A 21,192-nucleotide genomic window follows, 5' to 3' on the forward strand; every position below is an offset into this window, starting at 1 on the left:
CAGTATCACAAGTAATCGCAACACATCTCCGCACGTCACAACACTGCGATGATCAGCGCCGCCAACGCCACTGCGGCACCGCTTAGCATCACCGGGGCAAGCGCCACGCCGACCCATGCATGGCGTGCTTCCGACGGCGGATCCATTTCTTTATGCCACCAATACGAAGCCACTGCCAGCAGCGCCGCCACCAACACGATTACGGCAAGCAATACCGGGGCCACCCAATTGAGGCCCGGATCATGCAACTGCTGCGTACCGACAATCACCTGCAGCAATCCCGGCAGAAAACACCATCCGAATACGCTGATCGCGCACACGCCGTCAAGCACGTTGTGCGACAGGGAACGAATCAGATGTGAACGCTCCTCGCGCGCCATCTGACGACCGAAAGCCACAACAATCAACGCAATCAGCAATATGCCGACGCCAGCCAGCCATGTTTCCGTCTGATGGAAATCCGAAGTCTCCACGCCTTCGGCGCCAGTGGCCTTGACGGGATTCACGATGCCGTTCAGCAGCGCCGTCACCGCACATGATCCGGACAGCACGCCAAGAATACCGGAAATCACATGTCCCGCACCGCCGTCGCGCAGGGGCGAAAAGTCACGGGCAAGCCATAATGCCAGCAGCACGACACCGACCACAGCCGCAGGAACGGCCGACATATAGAAAACGCCGCCACCTGCCTGAGCGGCGGCTGCATCCGGCGCGCACACCATGGAAATAATCGAAGCGATGATCAGCGCCGCATACGCCCCGACCTGCACGCCGAACATACCGTCCGAATTCTTCTTCGTGCTCATATGCAGCTCCCTCCGTTCACATTGCAATCCATATTGCAGCTCGTACCACAATTCGCACAGCGCATCACGAGGCTGGCCACGCAGCGAATCGCAGTACGCATGGCAATGCAATTCACACCGTGACCAGCACGACAATCCGCAGGGCAAATCACGCAGCAAATCGCGTCGTCGTTCACATTGCGGTCATCGCGATTTGAATACATCTTATCCATGAATAATGTAACCACACGTGTCCACAACATGCGTCTACAATCGTTACCGGCGTATGATTGCGACTGCATTACAGACGCGGCCTACTGACTGTGGCGACGCCCGCAGCTGTTTGGCCTCGACCAGCGCTGCAGCCAAAACAGTTGTCATGCGCTTCAACAAGCAACTGGAGGGAAATGCCGTGACGGATCTTACGCTTATGACGTTCGCCAGCGACCCCGCCACCGTACTGCCTTCCCTCGCCTTGTTGTCTCATCGTGTACGCGTGTTGCCGATGGATGCTGCAAGCTTGGTGAAAATGCCGGAAAGCACGATTCTGTTCCTTGATGCCCGCGATGATTTAGCCACGGCGAAAACATTGTGCAATCTGATTCATGCGACGGGACTTGCGACACCGATTATTCTGATTTTGACCGAGGGCGGATTCGCTGCGGTGAACGCGCAGTGGGGCATCGCCGATATGGTGGTCTCCTCCGCATCCCCGGCCGAAGTGGAAAGCCGCCTGCGACTGGCCTGTGAACACGGCGATTACACTTCGAGCAACTCCAACAGCGCCGATACGACGGACGGCGATGAGGACGGCCTGATTCGTTCCGGCGATCTTATTGTTGACACGAACGGCTACACCGCCAGTCTACGCGGTCACCCGATTGATTTGGCGTATAAGGAATTCGAACTGCTCAAATACCTGGTACAGCATCCGGGTCGCGTGTTCACGCGAGCACAATTGTTGCAGGAAGTGTGGGGTTACGATTACTATGGCGGCACTCGCACGGTTGACGTGCATATCCGTCGTCTGCGCGCCAAGTTGGGCAGCGAATACGAACATGTAATCGGCACGGTACGCAACGTCGGCTACCGCTTCGATCCGCCGGAAGACGGTGAAGGGGACGCCGAATAGCATGCCGCGCGAATCGAAGACAGCGCGCTTGCAGCGCATGCATGACGAATATGCGGTGTTGTGCGAAGTGATTCCGAACCCGCAGTGCGCGTTGAATTTCACGAATCCGTTCCAATTATTGGTAGCGACCGTACTAAGCGCGCAGACCACGGACAAGCGTGTCAACACGGTGACGCCGGCCTTGTTCGAGGCGTATCCCAAACCGCATGATTTGGCTGCGGCGAATCCGGAACATGTTGAAGAGCTGATTCGCACGCTGGGGTTCTTCCATGCGAAAGCACGCAATATCATCGCCCTCTCGCATGAATTGGACACTCGTTTCGACGGCGTCGTACCGCGCACGATGGAAGATCTGATAACACTGCCGGGAGTGGGGCGTAAAACCGCGAATGTGGTGTTGGGCAATGCGTTTGACGTGCCGGGATTCCCTGTTGACACGCATGTGATCCGTGTGACGGGCCGTCTTCGTTGGCGTTCGGACTGGCGCAGCCCCTCCCCTGATCCGGTTGCGATTGAGCGCGAAATCACCGCCTGTTTCCCGCCTGAAGAATGGACGGATCTGTCTCATCGGCTGATTCTGCACGGGCGTGCCACATGCCGTGCAAGGCGTCCTGACTGTGCGCAATGCCCGCTGCGTGATACCTGTCCCAGTGCGGAAGTCGTTGCGTAGCGAACATTCACATCACCGATCCGATACTTCGCACAAGCCAAATCGTCGACATCGTGCAATCACCCAATCACATCGTCACAATCAATCACCGATTCCGGCACGCGGCCATGCAGACGGCGTGCTTTCCGCCGCTGCGCAATATTACCGCTAGACTTCAAAGCATGAAGAAAGACATCGTTGACGCCGTGAAGCGATGGCTGATTTTCATCGTGACCGCCGCAGCGTTGGGGACGATCATATGGGCGGGCTTCGCACTGCTCAATCATCGCAGCATTTTGCCGCATATCGACGTCATCCAATCAGATCACACGGTAACGGTCGGTCTTACCGACGCGCCACAATCCTTGGATATTCGCACCGACGACGGCATCGCCGTCCAACGCGTCCTGTTGGGCAACGTGTACGAAACGCTGATCACGCGCAACCAGTCGAACGAATTACGACCCGGATTGGCGAAATCCTGGAACATTTCCGACGATGGTCTCACCTACACGTTCACCTTGCGCAGCGGCGTGCGTTTTTCCAACGGGCATACCATGTCGTCATCCGACGTGGTCTGGTCAATCCAACAAGCGGTCCAGCATGGTTTCGTCTGCGCCAACGCTTTCACCAATCTTAAAAGCGTCAAGAATCCAAGCGATGACACCGTCGAAATCACACTGTCGCATACCGATCCGCGTTTGCTGCGCGCATTAAGCGGACGCGCCGGCATCATATACGACGAACAATCCAACATCGACTACGCCACATCCAGCGTCGGCACCGGCCCATTCGTCGTCACCGATATGTCGGACGGCACAATCACACTGCAGCGCAACGATGATTACTGGTCGGGCAAAGCCGCGCTATCGCAAATCCTACTGCATTATTACAGCGACGATGCCGCACTGGTAGCCGCCTTCAAACATGGCGATATTCAAATGGCGCTGCCGGATACCTCATCCGCAATCAGTGAAGTCGCGGAAATTCCGAACACGGCGATTTCATCGGGAACCGGCTTCGAAAAAGTGCTGCTGGGCTACAACATGTCGGCTGATTCGCCGTTTTCCGACGAGCAAGTACGCAAAATGGTGCGGTATGCGGTGAATGCGAGCGCGCTCAAATCCATTGCGGACGATTCATATGAGGCGCTGGGCGGCCCAATAAGCCCGCTGGAAGACGGATATGAGGATCTGACAGGCCTGTTTCCTTATGATTTGGCGCAGGCGAAGTCGATGCGCGGTTTTTTTGCGCCCTCCTATTTTGAAGCGTTCACATTTCTTGTGCCGACGGAATATGCCCAGTTAGGACAGGAAATTCTTGAGCAATTGCAGGCGCTTGGATTTGACGTTTCGATGGAAACATTGGATGACGCCACATTGCAGACGCGTCTTCAAGAAGGAACGTATGCGATTGCTTTGATGACGATGAATGAGCAGGGCGACGCCGAAGTTTTTTCAAATGCGCAGTCCGTATTCCATTTTGAAAACGGCGACGCACAGCAGGCATGGGATACGGTGATGGCGTCGACCAATGATGATGATTACAAGAAAAATCTTCGCGCATATGCGCGCATCGTCAGCGACAACGCCGCCGCGGATTGGCTGTATACACGCAAGGATTATGTGATTACGTCGAATGGTTTAGCGGGATACCCGACGAATATGACAGGCGAATGGCTGCCGTTGGCGGATTTGACGGTGCAGTGATGTGGTGTTGAGACAAGGCTTGCTTCCGGTTTGGCTCCAAAACGATTCCGGCCCGGATTCGTTTTGGTTCCGACTCGCCTCTGGCCGGCTTGGCGCACTGCGGTCACGCTGCAGTGTTGTCACAAATGGCTTCTAGACTTGGGAAACATGACTGAAAGCCAACACACCATCACTGCGAACCTCACCCCACTGCCGGACAAGGTGGGCGTGGACGGTCTCGAAGACAAGTGGCGTGGCGTCTGGGACGAAAACGGCGTATATAAGTTCCAGGGCAGCCGCGACCGCAAGGCCGTCTATTCCATCGATACTCCGCCGCCGACCGTTTCCGGCTCCCTGCATGTGGGCCACGTGTTCTCCTACACCCACACCGATGTCATCGCCCGTTTCAAGCGTATGCAGGGCTTCGACGTGTTCTATCCGATGGGTTGGGACGATAACGGCCTGCCGACCGAGCGCCGTGTGCAGAACTATTACGGCGTGCGCGTGGACACTTCCCTGAAGTATGATCCGGATTTTGTGCCGCCGTTCGAAGGCACCGACGGCAAGAAGATCGATGCCAAGGATCAGGTGCCGGTTTCCCGCCAGAACTTCATCGAACTGTGCGAGAAGCTCACCGCACAGGACGAGAAGCTGTTCGAAGCCCTGTGGCGCAAGCTGGGCCTGTCCATCGACTGGTCGCAGACCTATCACACCATCGGCGAGCATCCACGTCGCGTCGCCCAGAAGGCGTTCCTGCGCAATCTCGCCCGCGGCGAAGCCTATCAGAAGGACGCTCCGGGCCTGTGGGACGTCACCTTCCAGACCGCTGTGGCCCAGGCTGAATTGGAATCCCGCGAATATCCGGGCTTCTACCACAAGATCGCATTCCGTTTCGAGGACGGCACCCCGATCTACATCGAAACCACCCGTCCGGAACTGCTGGCCGCCTGCGGCGCTCTGATCGCGCATCCGGATGACGAACGTTACAAGCCATATTTCGGTCAGTATGTCTACTCTCCGCTGTTCAAGGTCAAGGTGCCGATTCTGGCGCACACGGCCGCCGAAATGGACAAGGGCGCCGGCATCGCCATGTGCTGTACGTTCGGCGACGTCACCGATGTCCAGTGGTGGCGTGACCTGAACCTGCCGCTGCGTCCGATCATTCAGCGCAACGGCCGCATCATCATGGAGACCCCGGATTGGATCAAGGACGAATCCGGCCGCGCCATGTTCGAGCAAATCGCCGGCAAGACCACGTTCTCCGCGCGCAAGGCCGTCGTCGACGCGCTGCGTGAATCCGGTGACATGGACGGCGAGCCGACGCCGACGAAGCGTATGACGAACTTCTATGAGAAGGGCGACAAGCCGCTCGAGATCGTCACTTCCCGCCAGTGGTACCTGAAGAACGGCGGCACCGACACCGCGTTGAACGCGCAGCTGATTGAACGCGGCCGCGAGCTCGAATTCCACCCCGACTTCATGCGCGTGCGCTACGAAAATTGGGTCAACGGCCTGAACGGCGACTGGCTGATTTCCCGCCAGCGTTTCTTCGGTGTGCCGTTCCCGCTGTGGTACCCGCTGAACGAGGCCGGTGAGCCGGATTACGAGCATCCGATCGTGCCGAGCGAAGACATTCTGCCGATCGATCCGACGATCGACGTGCCGGCCGGTTATGAGGAATCCCAACGTGACCAGCCGAACGGCTTCACCGCTGAGCAGGACATCATGGACACGTGGGCCACTTCGTCCCTCACCCCGCAGATCGTGACCCGCTGGGAGGAGCCGGACGAGGAGAGCAAGGCGATTTTCAACGCCACTTTCCCGATGGACCTGCGCCCGCAGGGACAAGACATCATCCGCACCTGGCTGTTCTCCACCGTGGACCGTGCCCACTTGGAAAACAAGTGCCTGCCATGGGCTCATGCCACGTTGTCCGGTTGGATTCTCGACCCGGACCACAAGAAGATGTCGAAGTCCAAGGGCAACGTCGTCGTGCCGAACGAGCCGATCGAAAAGTTCGGTGCCGATGCCGTGCGCTACTGGGCCGCCGCCGCTCGTCTGGGCCTGGATGCCACCTATGACGAAGGCCAGATGAAGATCGGTCGCCGTCTGGCGATCAAGCTGCTCAACGCCACGAAGTTCGCTCTGGCCATCGGCCGTGAGGACGACAACCATCATGTGGCCGACTCCGCGGTCGCCACTTGGAATCCGGCCGATGTGACCGAGCCGATCGACCGCGCCGCCATGGCGCGCATGGCGGCCGTCGTGCGCGAGGCCACCGACGCCCTGAACGCCTACGAGCATTCCAAGGCGCTGGAAACCATCGAAGCCTTCTTCTGGCAGTTCTGCGACGACTACATCGAGCTGGTGAAGAACCGCGCTTACGGCACCGCCGACGCCACCGGCAAGCTGCCGAGCGAAACGGCCGTCAAGTCCGCCCGCACCACGCTGGGCCTGGGACTGGATGCTTTCGTGCGCCTGCTGGCCCCGTACCTGCCGTATGCCACGGAAGAGGTGTGGTCTTGGATGCATGAGGGCGAAGGCTCCGTACACCGCGCCGTATGGCCGGTCGCCGATGTGTACGCCGAAGCCGCCGGCGACGCCTCCGCCGATCTGCTGGCCCATGCCGGAGAGGCGCTGGCTGCACTGCGCGGTATCAAATCCAAGGCGAAGGTTTCTATGAAGACCCCGATCCTCTCGGTGACGCTGGGCGCTGCCGATGATGTTCGCGCTTCCATCGAAGCCGCTCTGAACGATATCGCCGAAGCCGGCCGTGTGACCGGTGAGATCGCGTTCGGTACGGCCGCCGAAGGCGAGGACGGCGACGCCGCCTCCGCAGTGACCGTGCTCGCCGGCGAATTGGGCGAGCCGCCGGTCAAGGCCAAGAAAGCCTGATCCGGCGTGCTTCCAACGCATGATCGTTTGGTGATGGCTTGACATTGTGGCCGTCGCCCCCCATGGGGCGACGGCCACAATGCATACATGCCCCATATTGGCCCGATTCTCGGTGAATACTTCGCCGAAGGGTACACAACGGCGGCGTCTTCTCTGTCGTCGATAACGAAAAGGCCGCCGCCCCCTCACAGGGACGCCAGCGGCCTTCGCTATTTCAATTGCAACGCCTGGCTACGCGGCACCCTGCGCAATCTGCTGATGCCGGTTCTTGGCTGCCGTCACTACAAAACGATGGTACTGTTCGGCGACGGCTGCAGGCAACCCGGCCGAAGCCGCCACCTGATGCAGGCGTTCCACCTGTTGCGCTTCACGCTTGGAATCGGACGGACCGAAACCGGCTTGCGCCTTCCACTGCCCCACCTGCTCCGTATATTTGAAGCGTTCCGACAGCAGCAGCACAATCGCGGCATCGACGTTATCAATGGACTGCCGAAGTCGCTCGATATGCGCGACCGCGTCGGCGACCTGCGGATGCAAGGCTGCCTGCGTCTCATCAATCGTGGATTCACGCCATTGCGGCGCCTGTGCCATCTGCGTATCAATTGCCATTGGTGCCATTCGCATTCGCCTGCTGCACGATCGCGGCCATGAAATCACGGTTCGTCGGCGTCTTCTTCAAACGCGGCACCAGCGTCTGGTATGCCTGCTCCGGCTCAAGGCCGCCCAGCAGACGGCGCAGACGATAGATGATCGGCAATTCCTGCGGATCGGTGATGAGCTCTTCGCGGCGCGTGCCGGAAGCATTCACATCAATGGCCGGGAACAGGCGCTTGTCAGCCAACTCACGGCTCAGACGCAGTTCCATATTGCCGGTGCCCTTGAACTCTTCGAAAATCACCTCGTCCATCTTGGAACCGGTTTCCACCAGCGCGGAAGAGATAATCGTCAGCGAGCCACCGTTTTCGATATTGCGGGCCGCGCCGAAGAACTTCTTCGGCGGGTACAGCGCCTGCGCATCCACACCACCGGACAGGATACGTCCGGAAGCCGGAGCGGCGATATTGTAGGCGCGAGCCAAACGGGTCATGGAGTCCAGCAGCACAACGACATCCTGTCCAAGCTCGACCAGTCGTTTCGCGCGTTCGATGGCCAGTTCGGCAACCGTCGTGTGATCGGAGGCTGGGCGGTCGAAGGTGGAGGAAATAACCTCGCCCTGCACGGTACGTTCCATATCGGTCACTTCTTCCGGACGTTCGTCCACAAGCACGACCATCAGATGGACTTCCGGATTGTTCGTCGCAATCGCATTGGCGATGTTCTGCAGCGTGATCGTCTTACCGGCCTTCGGCGGAGATACAATCAAACCACGCTGCCCCTTGCCGATCGGAGCGACGATATCAATCAGACGACCAGTGAGTTTGTTCGGCGTGGTCTCCTGCTTCAGTCGTTCCTGCGGGTACAGCGGCGTCAGCTTGTTGAACTGCGGACGGTTCGCGGCCTCCTCCACCGTCATGCCATTGATGGAATCAATGGACTGCAGCGGTACGAACTTCTGACGCTGATTGCGACGTTCACCATCACGCGGCGCACGAATGGAACCGTGCACGGCATCACCCTTGCGCAGGCCATACTTCTTGACCTGCCCCATCGACACATACACATCGTTCGGGCCAGGCAGATAGCCGGAAGTACGCACGAAAGCGTAGGAATCCAGCACATCCACAATGCCTGCGACCGGTACCAGATCATCCTGCGGCTCCTCGCGACGGGTTTCGCGCTCTCCATGGTCCAGACGCTCGGAACGTTCGGAACGCATATCACGGGCATCGCGGTCACGCTCACGATCATCACGAGAATCATGCGCGTCATGCGTCGCGTCGCGATCGTCATCACGGCCGCGCATGCGACGACCGCGACGCTCCATACGCTCACGACGATCCTCATGATCGGTATGACGATTGCGGCTACGACGTGAGAACTCGCGATCTTCGCCGGATTCCTCGTCTTCCACACGATCATGACGAGCATTATCCGCCGGCTGATTCGGAAGAGTGGCCAGAATATCAGCCAAATCACGCACGGAATCATCTTCGTGGGCAAGGTCACGATCGGTATCGCGTTCAATGGTGATACCGCTCAAATCGGAGCCGCGACGTCGGCGGCGAGTCTGATCAGCATTGAAATCATCATCACGATTGCGACGATTACGACGATCCTCGCGCTTCGGCTGACTGATGTCCAAATCCAACCCATCAAGCAAAGAGGAAGCGTCATCAGCGCCTCGACGCTTGCGGGCACGGCGGTCAACGCGCGGCATATCATCATCCTGCGCATCAGCATTGCGGCGACCGCGACGATCTTCGCGAGACGGCAAAGCAGGCAGCTGAATGTCAACGGCATCAGCATCAACGCTTGCGCCGCGACCAGCATGACGCTTCGTCTGCACCATCTTTTCATCTACGGATTCGTCATCATGCGACGCAACGTAGGCATTGCGTGTATCCGTAGTCTGGACATCATCCTTCGATGCCTTCGCATCGTCTGCAATCTGCGCAATATTCACGGTCTTCACAGCCTGCTTCGGCACTTTTACCGTTACGCCTTCAGGGGCTTCGCCACCGGTGCGGGCGGCCTGAAGCGTCGCCACCAATTCGGGCTTACGCATAGTCGAAGTGCCACGAAGGCCCATTTGCTTGGCCAAATCCCTCAATTCGGGCAGCTTCATATCTTCAAGATTCGGGCTAGTTGCCACTGGTTATGCCTTTCCTTGGCTCTGCAAAACACTGCATGCAGCAGCTTCAAAAAAGATTTGCGGAAAACCGCGTGAACATTCGCCGTCATTCCATATGTACAAGCGAACTCCGATAACCATACAACGGCGACGCGACCAACGCAACACTGCGAAATGTCGGGGTATTCGGAGGAATTTTCAATCGGATTTTTCAGTCGCGCCTGTGATTGCAACGAAAAATTTCCGTGTGCAACCACTTTCAACATGTAATCGTTACGAACAAAGCCGCCCGCTGGCCGAACGGCCAACGGGCGGCTTGCATGCTGCGTTACGCAACAGCAGCGTCGCGATTTCGGGACCTTACGCGCTACTTCTGCTCGTGATACGACTTGTCGGTGTTCACCGACCACACGTTACGCTTCGAAGTCTTGCCGGACTTGATGTTTTCGACGGCTTCCATCGCAGTGGCCATGGAATGGTCCATATTGTTATAGCGGTGCTGGCCATTACGGCCCACGCAATACAGGTTGCCGAAGGAATCAAGGTATTCGACTAGCTCAGGCATGCGATCATACGTATCGAAATATGCCGGGTACGCCTTCTTAACACGTTCGCGGTGGGAGTCGAGCACATCCTGCGGACCATTGATCACGCGCATGCGGGTCAGCTCCTGAATGGCAAACTTCGTAGCGTCCCCATCGCTCATATTCCAGAACGAATCGCCTTCCTCGCAGAAATACTCCAAGCCAATCCACACCGTATTGTCAACATCCTTGACCAGGTACGGGCTCCAGTTGTTGAAAATCTGCAAGCGACCGACCTTATAGCCCGGATCCTGCACGTAAATCCAGCAGTCCGGAACAATCGGCGGATTGCCCAGAGTCGGAATATCAGTGGTGTTCTTCAGACGCAGGTGCTTGACCAGCAGGCCAACCGTAACGAAATCACGGTATGGCAGGCCATTGGCGATCTCGACCATATCGGTCGGAGCATGCTGTTCGGAAGCGTTGATCGCGTTGACCAAATCCTTCACCGGCATCGAAGAAATGAACTGATCGGCGGCCAATTCGGTGCGGTTACCTTCGGAATCCACATACACCACGGAAGAAATACGGCCGTCTTCCTGGCGGATTTCAGTCACATTGGCATCGGTCAACACCTTGACGCCCGCCTGCTCGCAGTTCTTTTCCACGGTTTCCCACAGCTGACCGGGACCGAACTTCGGATACCAGAATTCCTCGATCAGCGAGGTTTCCACTTCGGCATTACTGCGCTTCTTCGGCAGCAGCTTTTCGAACGCATTCTTCAACACGCCCATAATGCTCAGGCCCTTAACGCGCTGCGCACCCCAATCGGCGGAAATCTGGGAAGGATGACGTCCCCACAGCTTCTCGGTATAGCCTTCGAAGAACATCGAATAGAGCTTGCGTCCGAAACGGTTGATATAGAAGTTTTCCAGATTCGTTTCAGGAAGCTTGTGGAAAACCGACTTCAAGTATGAAAAACCGGCGACCAGCGTCAGCTTCGGACCCATCGCCCTTAACGTGTTGGGCGAAAGGGAAATCGGGTAATCAAAGAAATGACGATTCCAGTAAATGCGAGACACGCGGTGACGCTTCAGCATCACCTTGTCTTCGACTTCCGGATCCGGGCCGCCCGGCTCCATATCATGGTCGCGGTTGAGTTTGCGATCGTCATAGCTGGGAGCGCCCTGCAGCGGCAGGACCTCCTTCCACCAGTCCATAACGCGACCATCCTTCGAGAAAAAGCGATGACCGCCAATATCCATGCGGTTGCCATTATGGCGAACGGTTCGCGAAATACCGCCGAATTCGCGCGTTGCTTCCAAAACGGTTACGTCATATTGATCAGCGCCACCGTCTTTGACGAGTTCCCACGCAGCGGTAAGACCGGCAGGACCTCCACCAATAATCACAACGGATTGCTTGTTCGTCACTTTGAAGTCTCCTTAAAACAAAATCACAAGCAGTTTACTCGCAGGTAAGGAAACGCACATGACATCATGTGACATCCTTACGAATCTCACGAAAACGGATACCGACGTTATCACAATGTCATATTCAATGCTGATATGACGAAATCAGGTTGCCGCAGGCCGCCAAAACGTCATAACAGTACTGATATGACGCAAAAAGTGATGCCTCCAAAAATCGGCGGCATCACTTTCGTTTTTCAATCAGAACTTGCATCAACGGATATCGTCCGGAATATCGATATCGGTTTTCTGCACTTCTTCGACGTTCACATCCTTGAATGTGACGATGCGAACGCTTTTAACGAAGCGGCTGGAACGATACACATCCCACACCCACGCATCGGTCAGCTGCACGTCGAAATACACGTCCTGACCGGCGGAGCGAACATTGAAATCCACCTTATTCGCCAAGTAAAAGCGACGTTCAGTCTCCACAACATACGTGAACAACTTGATAACGTCACGATATTCCTTGTACAGGGCAAGTTCCGCGTCGGTTTCGTAATTATCGAGATCTTCGGCGCTCATCGTGCCTTACATACCTTCCGTTTCGCGTTTGCGGCCATGGCCGAGCACACGCCACCACGCTTCCTTGGACGGCTTATGCTCGGACGAATTGTACGGCCAATCATTATGATCATTCTCATCGCCGGACGAAGGACGTCCCTCGGAGCCAACAACCTCATCCGCCGGCACCGCCATACGATTATCACCCTTCGCCGCAGACCCACGCTGCGCGTTATTCGACGGCGTCATCATCTCAGCAGTATCCGACCTGCCACCGTTCCGAGTAGACACCTTGTCAACGTTCTGCACACCGTCTCGGCCATTATGGCCGTCTCGATTGAAATGCTCAGGACGTCCCTCGTTAGAAGAATGCTCAATCTGAATGGCAATCGAATGCTCACGGGCGCTCAACGCTTCCTTCACACCCGGATTGTCTTCATAAACGTGCATGCCAAACGCGTCAAGCGAACGAATCGGATCATATTCGTCGGCCAGCGTATCCATAACGATCAGATCTTGATACTTGTTATGTTCCGCGTCCCACAAGGCGTCGCGCGATGTGCCTGAAGGCACAAAACCAAGCGACTGATACACCGAACGCGAACGCGTGTTCGCTTCCGGAACGGCCACCCAAATACGATGCATGCCAAGACCTGCAGGTGTCGGCGCAAAACCATACGTCATCACACGCGGCATCGCATCACGCGAATAGCCGCGGCCGCGATAATCCTTGCCGAGAATCACCTGAATACGCGCGGAACGCGACCAGCCGTCAATATCAATCAGGAAAATCACACCGATGACGTTGCCTGTGTTTTTCGCGTCAATATTGCCGTCCTCATCATGATCGGCATCGGTTACCATTGCCCAAGCAATGGTACGTCGCAATTCCGGATCCCCAACCCCGGATTCGGCAGGCGCCAAACCTTCGGCCCAAGCTACGGAACGACGCATCCAAGCTCTTACCGCCAGACGTTCCGAACGTTGATCTTTGCCGGTGACGCCGGGCGCATTGTAGAACGCATCCAATTCGTCCAAGCGTGCGAAATCTTCGATAGTAGCCGGACGCAGATGCACCATCTCGCCTCGAATCGGCGGAATGACGATCTTGGCCGGCAATTCACGAGATTGCTGCTGCGCCGCTAGCGGCGGCTCGCCATATTCTGACATTCGTCCTTCGTCCTTGTGCTACTCCGCGGGGAATGCTCCCCGAAATCCACTTCGAAAGTATTCTACTCGACTGAATATTCGCTGAATAGATGGAAAACGACGATTCGCGCAAATTGTTGCCAGCGGCCGTGACATTTGATTGATTCGCTTATGGACACGCGGAAACGAACAGTGGCGATGTACGTGTCGGGGCGTGTCGGAGTAGGGCATGAAACGCTGCGCATCGGCCAATATATAAGGCGACGCGCCAACTGCGAGACAGTCAGCGCGTCTACCAAATATCAGACGATTTCATGCGATTTCGCGTGACTCCAAGCGATGTCAGGCGATATCTGGCAATGATTGCCGCAATCAGGCGAAATCAATTGAAATCAGCCCTTGAGCTTTTCCATAACGATCTTGTTGACCGCCTTGGCATCAGCCTGACCCTTCGTAGCGCGCATAACCGCACCAATGATAGCGCCCATCGGCTTCATATTACCGCTCTTGAGCTTTTCGACAACGTCCGGATTCGCAGCCAGCGCCTCTTCGACGGCGGCGACGAGCGCGCCATCGTCAGACACCACCTGGTAGCCATGCTTGGCGACGACCTCATCCGGAGTGCCTTCACCAGCCAACACGCCAGCGACGGTCTGCTTGGCCAGTTTGTCGTTGAGCTTGCCGTCAGCAATCAGCTTTTCGACCCGGGCGACATCAGCCGGCGTAACCGGCAGCTCTTCCAAGGAGACGCCCTTGTTGTTGGCTTCGCGGGACAGCTCACCCAGCCACCACTTCTTCGCGCCGGCAGCGGTTGCACCGGCTGCGACAGTGGCTTCAATCAGGTCAAGGGCATCGGCGTTGACCACGTCACGCATTTCCAGATCGGAGAAGCCCCACTCACCCTGCAGGCGGTTGCGGCGTTCACGCGGCATTTCCGGCATTTCAGCCTTCAGACGCTCGATACGTTCCGGAGTGATGTGCAGCATCACCAGATCCGGATCCGGGAAGTAACGGTAATCGTCGGCGTCAGACTTCACACGGCCACCGGCCGTGGTCTGCGACGCTTCATCCCAGTGACGGGTCTCCTGCAGGACTTCGCCGCCTTCGTCGAGGATTGCGGCCTGACGGCGAATCTCGTACTGGATGGTCTTTTCAATGCCACGGAACGAATTCACGTTCTTCGTTTCGGAGCGCGTGCCGTACGGATCGTCAGCGGACGGGCGCAGCGAAACGTTCACATCGGCGCGCATATTACCCTGCTCCATGCGAGCATGGGAAATGTTCAGCGCGCGAACGATATCGCGGATGGTGCGCACGTAAGCGCCCGCGATTTCCGGAGCGCGCTCGCCAGCGCCTTCAATCGGCTTGGTGACGATTTCAATCAGCGGAACGCCCGCGCGATTGTAGTCGACCAGCGAATGATCGGCGCCTTCAATACGGCCGTCGGCACCGCCAACATGCGTATTCTTGCCGGCATCGTCTTCAATGTGAGCGCGTTCGATCGGCACACGGAAAATGGTGCCGTCTTCCAGTTCGACATCCAAGTAGCCGTTGCCGTTGGTCGGCTTGTCGTACTGGGAGATCTGATAATTGCGCGGCATATCCGGATAGAAGTAGTTCTTGCGAGCGAACTGGCTCCATTCGGCGATTTCGCAATGCAGGGCAAGACCCAGCTTAATTGCGTAATCGACGGCGGTTTCATTGATAACCGGCAAGCTGCCCGGCAGACCAAGGCTCACCGGGGTCAGCTGCGTGTTCGGATCGCCGCCGAAGGAGACTTCGGCCGGGCAGAACAGCTTCGTGTTCGTGCTCAGTTCGACGTGGGTTTCCAAGCCGATGACCGGATCGTACTTCTTGACGGCATCGGCGTACTTCATAAGTTTTTCAGCCATTGTTATTCCTTGCTTGCTCCGGCTTTTCAGCCTTCCGGCCCATGCTCTTTTCAGATTCCCGGCCTTCCGGCGTTCCGGCTTTCTTGCTTTCCGATGCGTTTACTTGTTCAGGCCATCCAGCCACGGCGTGTTCATGGACTGCCAGATCGGGCCGTTCCAAGCCTCGTTCAGCGCGGCTTCCAACGCGGCTGCCGGCTTGTACACCACTTCATCCCGCTGCTGCGGGGCGATGAACTGGATGCCGGTCGGCAGACCGTCATCGGACAGGCCGGACGGAATGCTCATGGCCGGGGTTCCTGCGAGGTTGGCCGGAATCGTGGCGATGTCGTTCATGTACATGGCCAGCGGGTCGTCCATCTTTTCACCGAACTTGAAGGCGGTGGACGGACTGGTCGGGGAAATCAGCACGTCGGCCTTTTCGAAGGCCTTCCTGAAATCGTCGATGATCAGCGTACGCACCTTCTGCGCGGAACCGTACCAAGCATCGTAGTAGCCGGCGGACAGCGCGTAGGTGCCAAGGATGATACGACGCTTGACTTCGTCGCCGAAACCGGCTTCACGCGTGTAGGCCATCATGTTGGCGGCGGTGTTCGGAACTCCGGCCGGCGGGGTGACGCGCAGGCCATAGCGCATGCCATCATAGCGGGCCAGATTGGAGCTGACTTCGGACGGCATGATGATGTAGTAGGCGCCGAGCGAATATTCGAAATGCGGGCAGGAGACTTCGACGATTTCCGCACCCATCTCTTCGAGCATCTTCACGGCTTCGTTGAAGCGAGCCTGCACGCCCGGCTGGAAGCCTTCTCCACCCAGCTCCTTGACAAGGCCGACCTTCATGCCCTTCAAATCACGCTTCATGCCTTCACGTGCGGCTGCGGCCATCGGACGCGGACCTTCCGGAATGGACGTGGAGTCACGGCGATCATGACCGCCGATGATTTCCTGCAGCAAAGCGGAATCGAGCACGGTACGGGAGACCGGTCCGATCTGGTCAAGAGAGCTTGCCATGGCGATTGCACCGAAACGGGAAACGCCGCCGTAAGTCGGCTTAACGCCGACAGTGCCGGTCAGAGCGCCCGGCTGACGGATGGAACCGCCGGTATCGGTGCCGAGAGCGAGCGGCGCTTCGAACGCGGCGACCGCGGAAGCGGAGCCGCCGCCGGAACCGCCCGGCACGCGCTCGGTATCCCACGGATTATGGGTCGGGCCATAAGCGGAATGTTCGGTGGAAGAGCCCTGAGCGAATTCGTCCAGGTTGGTCTTGCCCAGCAGTGGCATGCCAGCAGCCTTGAGCTTTTCGATAACCGTAGCGTCGTACGGCGGCACCCAGCCTTCGAGGATCTTCGAAGCTGCAGTGGTGACGATGCCCTTGGTGACGATCATGTCCTTGATGGCGATCGGGACGCCGGCCAGCTCCGGCATCTCCTCGGTTTCGCCCTTGGCGTTCTTGGCATCGAAAGCGTCGGCCTGTTCGCGGGCCTGATCGGCGGACAGCGCCAGGAAGGCGTTGATGCTCGGCTCGGCGGCTTCGATAACGCTCAGATGCGCTTCGACCAGCTCACGGCTGGAGACTTCCTTGGCCTTGACCTTGGCCGCCATTTCAGCGGCGGACAGCTTAACGAGTTCGGTAGTCGCGGTCATCTCACTCCTCCCCCAAAATGCGCGGTGCAACGAACATGCCGTTTTCTGAAACCGGAGCGCCGGCGGTGGCTTCCTCCTGAGTCAACGGCGTTTCCGGAACATCCGGACGCAGGTAGGCTTCCAACGGAATCGGGTTGGCAGTGGGCTGCACGTCGTCGCCGGCAACCTCCTGCACTTTGTTGATGGAGTCCGCGATGACGTTCAACTCGCCCTGAAGGCGGGTGATTTCCTCATCGGTGAGCGCAATTCGGGCCAAATCACCCAAATGCATGATTTCTTCTCGTGTGAATGTAGGCATGCCCCTTACTATACGTGCGGTTTGTGACGAGGCTCGTAAATTATTCCATCCTGTCATCCCCGTCTTCTTCCTAGCGTCGTCACCATCTGCAGTGCCCCAGCCTGCACTGCCCCAGCCCCTGCGCCATTCCCATCTCCACTGCCTCGCACTGCACCGGCCCGCGCTTTCCCCGTCTCCGCTTACTCACGCCGCCACGACCTGCGACATACAGGTCTGCGAATTGGATAAGCGCTAGCGGAAGAACAGGACCGACGAGGACGGACGTGATGATGTCAGATTGCGGGGGCCGCGTGCTGGGCGATCCAACAGTGCATGGAAACCGCAGCGGCGGCGCCGGCATTGATGGAACGGACAGAACCGAATTGGGAGATGTACACGACGTCATCGGCCAATTCGAGGGCTTTTTCGGATAGGCCGGGGCCTTCCGCACCGAACAGCATGAGACAGCGTTCCGGGAATCGATAGGTTTCGATCGGTACTGCGCCGGGGATGATGTCCAATGCGATGACGCGGGCCGCGCGAGCTGCGTCGAGACGATGCTGCGCGTCGGCAATTCGAGTTGGGATATCGGCGGGATCGCCGATTGCAGCGGTTTCTTCGGATTGCAATGCGGCAGGTACTGCGATGCCGACGGACTCATTGCTGACGGCCTTGTTGGATGATGCAATACCGGCAGAAACACCGGCTGCTGCAGCAATTGCGTTGGAATCTGCAGTCGCATGAGATATTGCGGCATGGGCGTCGTCATTGGTTGCTGCGATGTTGAGCAGATTCTCCAATTCGGATTGCGCGTCGGCGATTTCCTGGGCAATACGCTGATGCCAGTCGTCGACGAGCTCTTTGATGGAGGGATGATGTTCAACGTGCTGATACAGCTCCGTCATAAGAGCGCCCTTGCGATTCCACTTATGCGGGCCGACGATGTGCACTTTGGCGGCCTGAAAAGCGTTGGCGGTACGCACCATTGATCCGATATTGAAATCGTGCGTCCAATTTTCGACGGCCACTTCAAATGCGTGGCGTCCACGCGCATCGAGATCCGCTTTGATTGCAGGAACCGTCCAATAACGATAGCGATCAAGCACGTTACGGCGATCACCTTCGTCCAGCAGTTGCGAATCGTAGCGTTCATCGTAATTGCTTGACTGCGGATTATCCGGACGTTCTTCGCCCGGATGGGTTTCGGCCCACGGGCCTACGCCGACTTCGCGGAATTCAGGCTCTCCGGATGCTTTTGCCGCCAAAGAAATAGGATTCGGTTCGTGCATGATGTGTTTTTCGCCTTTGTTGTTATCGCGATGGTGATGTGCAGCATTACTGCACATCACCATAAGAAGGTAGTCGAATATTCGCATGCGTCTGCTGCATCACGTTCAGCAGACATGCATACAATCAGATGCCCGGCGGTCCAGTCATTCGGTCACATGCAACAGTTGGGATACACGGCCCTCGACGCGCAACCATTACAAACTGCTCATGTTTTGTTTCGTGACCGTACGCGGGCCATCGGCAAGCAGTCTCACTGAAAAGCACAGACTGTAACGACTTTGGTCACTATTGCGTTCAGTGGAGTTCGGATTCTTTATAGACCTCGATGAAGGGCAGTTCACGCTCTTCACCATTGACTGGATTAATGACTTTGATGGTCGGGGCGGTCATATCCACGCCTCCGACCAGCGAAGCGACAGCCAACACTTCGGCACCTTCGGCTTCAACGACGGAGAAGTCGAGACTCAATTCGTTGCCATTGCGCAGGGTAACCAGAGAAGAGGTCTGCACATAGGATTTTTCGGACAGCCAAGAGTCCAGCAAAATAACACGCTTGCCCTTGATAGACGGGCCCTTGATGGACGGGAACACGAAATCCATGACGAAGCCGTCAAGGTTTTCCCCGCGGGAGGCGGCTGCCTGAACCATAGCGCACACCAGCGGCACGGATGCTGCGGTCAAAGCACCGACAACGTCGAAGTCGTCGACCGAATAGCCTTGTTCTTCCAAAGCGTCGAGCAGAATATGGCCGACGATGGAAGCACCACGATGGTCGAAGGTAACCGCCGACAGTTCGCAGAACGGGCGTCCCGCCATTTCATTCTGCAGCAGGGTTTTGAGCTGATCTCGCGGCTCGAGCATGGCGAATGCCACCGGATCCATAATGGGAGATGCCTGCTGAGATGCTTCTTGAGATGTTTCCTGGGATGCCATATGCGATACCTCCTGAAATGCGGCAGTTGAGTCAGCGCCGGATTCGACCGCACCGGTCTTGCGGAACTTCTTCTCTTCAGTCATAAAACTAGAGTACCGACGCCGCTCGTCAAAGCCAGCGCCACCCGCTTCGACAAGCATTGCCGGCCAAAACTAGCAACACCCGTCAAAGCCAACGCCAGTCAGCCGCGCCAAGCACCGACCAGCCAAACCCAACACCACCCAGCCTCGCCGAGCGCCCCGCCGAATGCTATTCAGCGTCGTTGGATTCGGCCACGACTTCGGGCGCGGAAAGTTCCTTCACGTCCGCCTTGTCAGGGTCAATCATTTCAACAGGTTCGATCACCTTGCTTGCATCAATCTTCTGCAGCTTGCGTGCGGTCACCAGCACACGAGACTCCAACGAAGAGGCAAACTGGTTGTAGGACGCCACAGTTCTGGAAATCGCCGTACCCAACTTGGTCGCACGTTCGCCCAGCACCGCGAACCGCTCATACAATTCACGGGACAAGTCAAACAGCTGCTTCGCGTCATCGGTCAGGCTCTGCTGCTGCCATGCGTACGCCACCGACTTCAACACCGCCCACAAGGTCACCGGCGAAGTCAGTGCCACTTTGCGCGAAAACGCATCATCCATCAACGTCGGATCAGTCTCCAACGCAGCCTGCAGCAATGCTTCATTCGGAATGAACGCCACCACGAAATCCGGCGCGGTATCAAACGCATTCCAATATGCGCGATCGCCCAATGTCTTCACATGCTCACGCAATGCCTTCGCATGCGCACGCAGCAAATCCGCACGACGGTTCAATTCGTCTTCCGACGCGGTATCCGGAATCTCACAAGCCCTCTGATAATCGGAATACGGCACCTTCGCATCAATCGGAATGGTTTTGCCACCCGGCAGATGCACCACCATATCCGGCCTCTGCTGCTTGCCATCCGCACCAACCACAACAACCTGCGTATCAAAATCAACATGTTCCAACAGGCCAGCGGATTCCACAATATTCTTCAGTTGCGCCTCGCCCCACGCACCACGCACCTTGTTATTACGCAACGCCGCCGAAAGCGAGCTCGTCTCCTTATCAAGCCGCGCCTGCTGTTCGCCCAAGCCTTTAAGCTGCTCGCCCAAAGCGCCCATCTCGCGCTTACGCCCCTCTTCAATCTGCGAGACCTTCTCCTGCAAGGCATCCAGATTCTTCTGCACCGGAGCAAGCGCCGACAACACCTTGCCCTGCTCCTGCAACGCCTTCGCCTGCTCCTGACGTTTCGCCTCGGCCTCAGCCGCCATACGCTCACGCTCACGCTGCATGCGAATCTGTTCGGCCTGTTGCGCCTGTGCCAACTGCGACTTCACATACGCAAGCTGCTGCCCCAACCCATCGGATTGCGCACGGAACTCGGCACACTGCGCGGTTAAATCAACGATCTGCGAGCGCAACGTCTCCGATTCGGCCTTCGCCTGATCCAACTCCTCGGACCGCACGCCGCGGGCGCTCTCCTGCCCCTTCGCACGCCCCAGCACGAAGCCAGCGAAAACACCAAGCGCCGCTACCAGCACCAGCAGCAATACCATCACAACATCGTCGAACATATGTTCTATTAAACAGGAGTCCATCGACCT

Annotated in this window: 15 protein-coding genes and 2 pseudogenes; 4 read left to right on the forward strand and 13 right to left on the reverse strand. The window is 57.4% G+C overall.

All coding sequences use genetic code 11. The annotated features are described in order from the left end of the window. Nucleotides 1-35 precede the first annotated feature (35 nt). Nucleotides 36-806 (reverse strand): hypothetical protein, encoded by a 771-nt coding sequence (locus AC1AWD_RS07465; protein WP_476565202.1) that lies wholly within the window; start codon nt 804-806, stop codon nt 36-38. Between the two features lie 391 nt (nt 807-1,197). Here AC1AWD_RS07465 and AC1AWD_RS07470 point away from each other — a divergent pair, with 391 nt between their 5' ends. The 4 genes from AC1AWD_RS07470 to valS all read left to right on the forward strand — a co-directional run bounded on the left by AC1AWD_RS07470 (nt 1,198) and on the right by valS (nt 7,149). Further along, nucleotides 1,198-1,917 (forward strand): winged helix-turn-helix transcriptional regulator, encoded by a 720-nt coding sequence (locus AC1AWD_RS07470; RefSeq protein ID WP_476565204.1) that lies wholly within the window; start codon nt 1,198-1,200, stop codon nt 1,915-1,917. Nucleotide 1,918: 1 nt separating this feature from the next. Next, nucleotides 1,919-2,587 (forward strand): endonuclease III, encoded by a 669-nt coding sequence (nth, locus tag AC1AWD_RS07475; RefSeq protein ID WP_476565206.1) that lies wholly within the window; start codon nt 1,919-1,921, stop codon nt 2,585-2,587. A gap of 161 nt (nt 2,588-2,748) precedes the next feature. Next, nucleotides 2,749-4,275 carry an ABC transporter substrate-binding protein gene (locus tag AC1AWD_RS07480; protein ID WP_476565208.1) on the forward strand — a complete coding sequence of 509 codons (1,527 nt, stop codon included), beginning with the start codon at nt 2,749-2,751 and terminating at the stop codon, nt 4,273-4,275. A gap of 147 nt (nt 4,276-4,422) precedes the next feature. Continuing rightward, entirely contained in the window at nt 4,423-7,149 is a 2,727-nt protein-coding gene (gene valS / locus AC1AWD_RS07485; protein ID WP_476565210.1) for a valine--tRNA ligase, read from the forward strand. Nucleotides 7,150-7,380: 231 nt separating this feature from the next. On the opposite strand, the gene AC1AWD_RS07490 is transcribed toward valS, so the two are convergent. The 12 genes and pseudogenes from AC1AWD_RS07490 to AC1AWD_RS07545 all read right to left on the reverse strand — a co-directional run bounded on the left by AC1AWD_RS07490 (nt 7,381) and on the right by AC1AWD_RS07545 (nt 21,162). Continuing rightward, nucleotides 7,381-7,758, reverse strand: coding sequence for a chorismate mutase (locus tag AC1AWD_RS07490; protein WP_476565211.1), 378 nt, complete (start codon nt 7,756-7,758; stop codon nt 7,381-7,383). Then, nucleotides 7,748-9,901, reverse strand: a complete 2,154-nt coding sequence (rho, locus tag AC1AWD_RS07495) for a transcription termination factor Rho (protein WP_476565213.1) — start codon at nt 9,899-9,901, stop codon at nt 7,748-7,750. The genes AC1AWD_RS07490 and rho overlap by 11 nt, the downstream gene beginning before the upstream one ends. 346 nt (nt 9,902-10,247) lie before the next feature. Beyond that, nucleotides 10,248-11,837 (reverse strand): NAD(P)/FAD-dependent oxidoreductase, encoded by a 1,590-nt coding sequence (locus AC1AWD_RS07500; RefSeq protein ID WP_476565215.1) that lies wholly within the window; start codon nt 11,835-11,837, stop codon nt 10,248-10,250. A gap of 252 nt (nt 11,838-12,089) precedes the next feature. Beyond that, nucleotides 12,090-12,404, reverse strand: a complete 315-nt coding sequence (locus AC1AWD_RS07505) for a DUF2469 domain-containing protein (protein ID WP_476565217.1) — start codon at nt 12,402-12,404, stop codon at nt 12,090-12,092. A 6-nt stretch (nt 12,405-12,410) separates the two neighbouring features. Further along, nucleotides 12,411-13,553, reverse strand: a complete 1,143-nt coding sequence (locus AC1AWD_RS07510) for a GNAT family N-acetyltransferase (RefSeq protein ID WP_476565219.1) — start codon at nt 13,551-13,553, stop codon at nt 12,411-12,413. Nucleotides 13,554-13,924: 371 nt separating this feature from the next. Further along, complete coding sequence (gene gatB, locus AC1AWD_RS07515) at nt 13,925-15,424, reverse strand: Asp-tRNA(Asn)/Glu-tRNA(Gln) amidotransferase subunit GatB (RefSeq protein WP_476565221.1); 1,500 nt, start codon at nt 15,422-15,424, stop codon at nt 13,925-13,927. 99 nt (nt 15,425-15,523) lie between these two features. Next, nucleotides 15,524-17,065 (reverse strand): Asp-tRNA(Asn)/Glu-tRNA(Gln) amidotransferase subunit GatA, encoded by a 1,542-nt coding sequence (gene gatA / locus AC1AWD_RS07520; protein ID WP_476565223.1) that lies wholly within the window; start codon nt 17,063-17,065, stop codon nt 15,524-15,526. A gap of 1 nt (nt 17,066) precedes the next feature. Continuing rightward, entirely contained in the window at nt 17,067-17,363 is a 297-nt protein-coding gene (gatC, locus tag AC1AWD_RS07525; RefSeq protein WP_476565225.1) for an Asp-tRNA(Asn)/Glu-tRNA(Gln) amidotransferase subunit GatC, read from the reverse strand. A 272-nt stretch (nt 17,364-17,635) separates the two neighbouring features. Further along, nucleotides 17,636-17,914, reverse strand: a pseudogene (locus tag AC1AWD_RS07530) (TrmH family RNA methyltransferase); the annotation flags it as partial. A 243-nt stretch (nt 17,915-18,157) separates the two neighbouring features. After that, nucleotides 18,158-18,631 (reverse strand): annotated as a pseudogene (locus tag AC1AWD_RS07535) (RNA methyltransferase); the annotation flags it as partial. A 295-nt stretch (nt 18,632-18,926) separates the two neighbouring features. Then, nucleotides 18,927-19,649 (reverse strand): type I phosphoribosyltransferase, encoded by a 723-nt coding sequence (locus AC1AWD_RS07540; RefSeq protein WP_476565227.1) that lies wholly within the window; start codon nt 19,647-19,649, stop codon nt 18,927-18,929. Nucleotides 19,650-19,815: 166 nt separating this feature from the next. Further along, nucleotides 19,816-21,162, reverse strand: coding sequence for a DNA recombination protein RmuC (locus tag AC1AWD_RS07545; RefSeq protein ID WP_476565229.1), 1,347 nt, complete (start codon nt 21,160-21,162; stop codon nt 19,816-19,818). Between the last annotated feature and the right edge of the window lie 30 nt (nt 21,163-21,192).

The organism is Bifidobacterium sp. LH_512 (genome assembly GCF_056356435.1).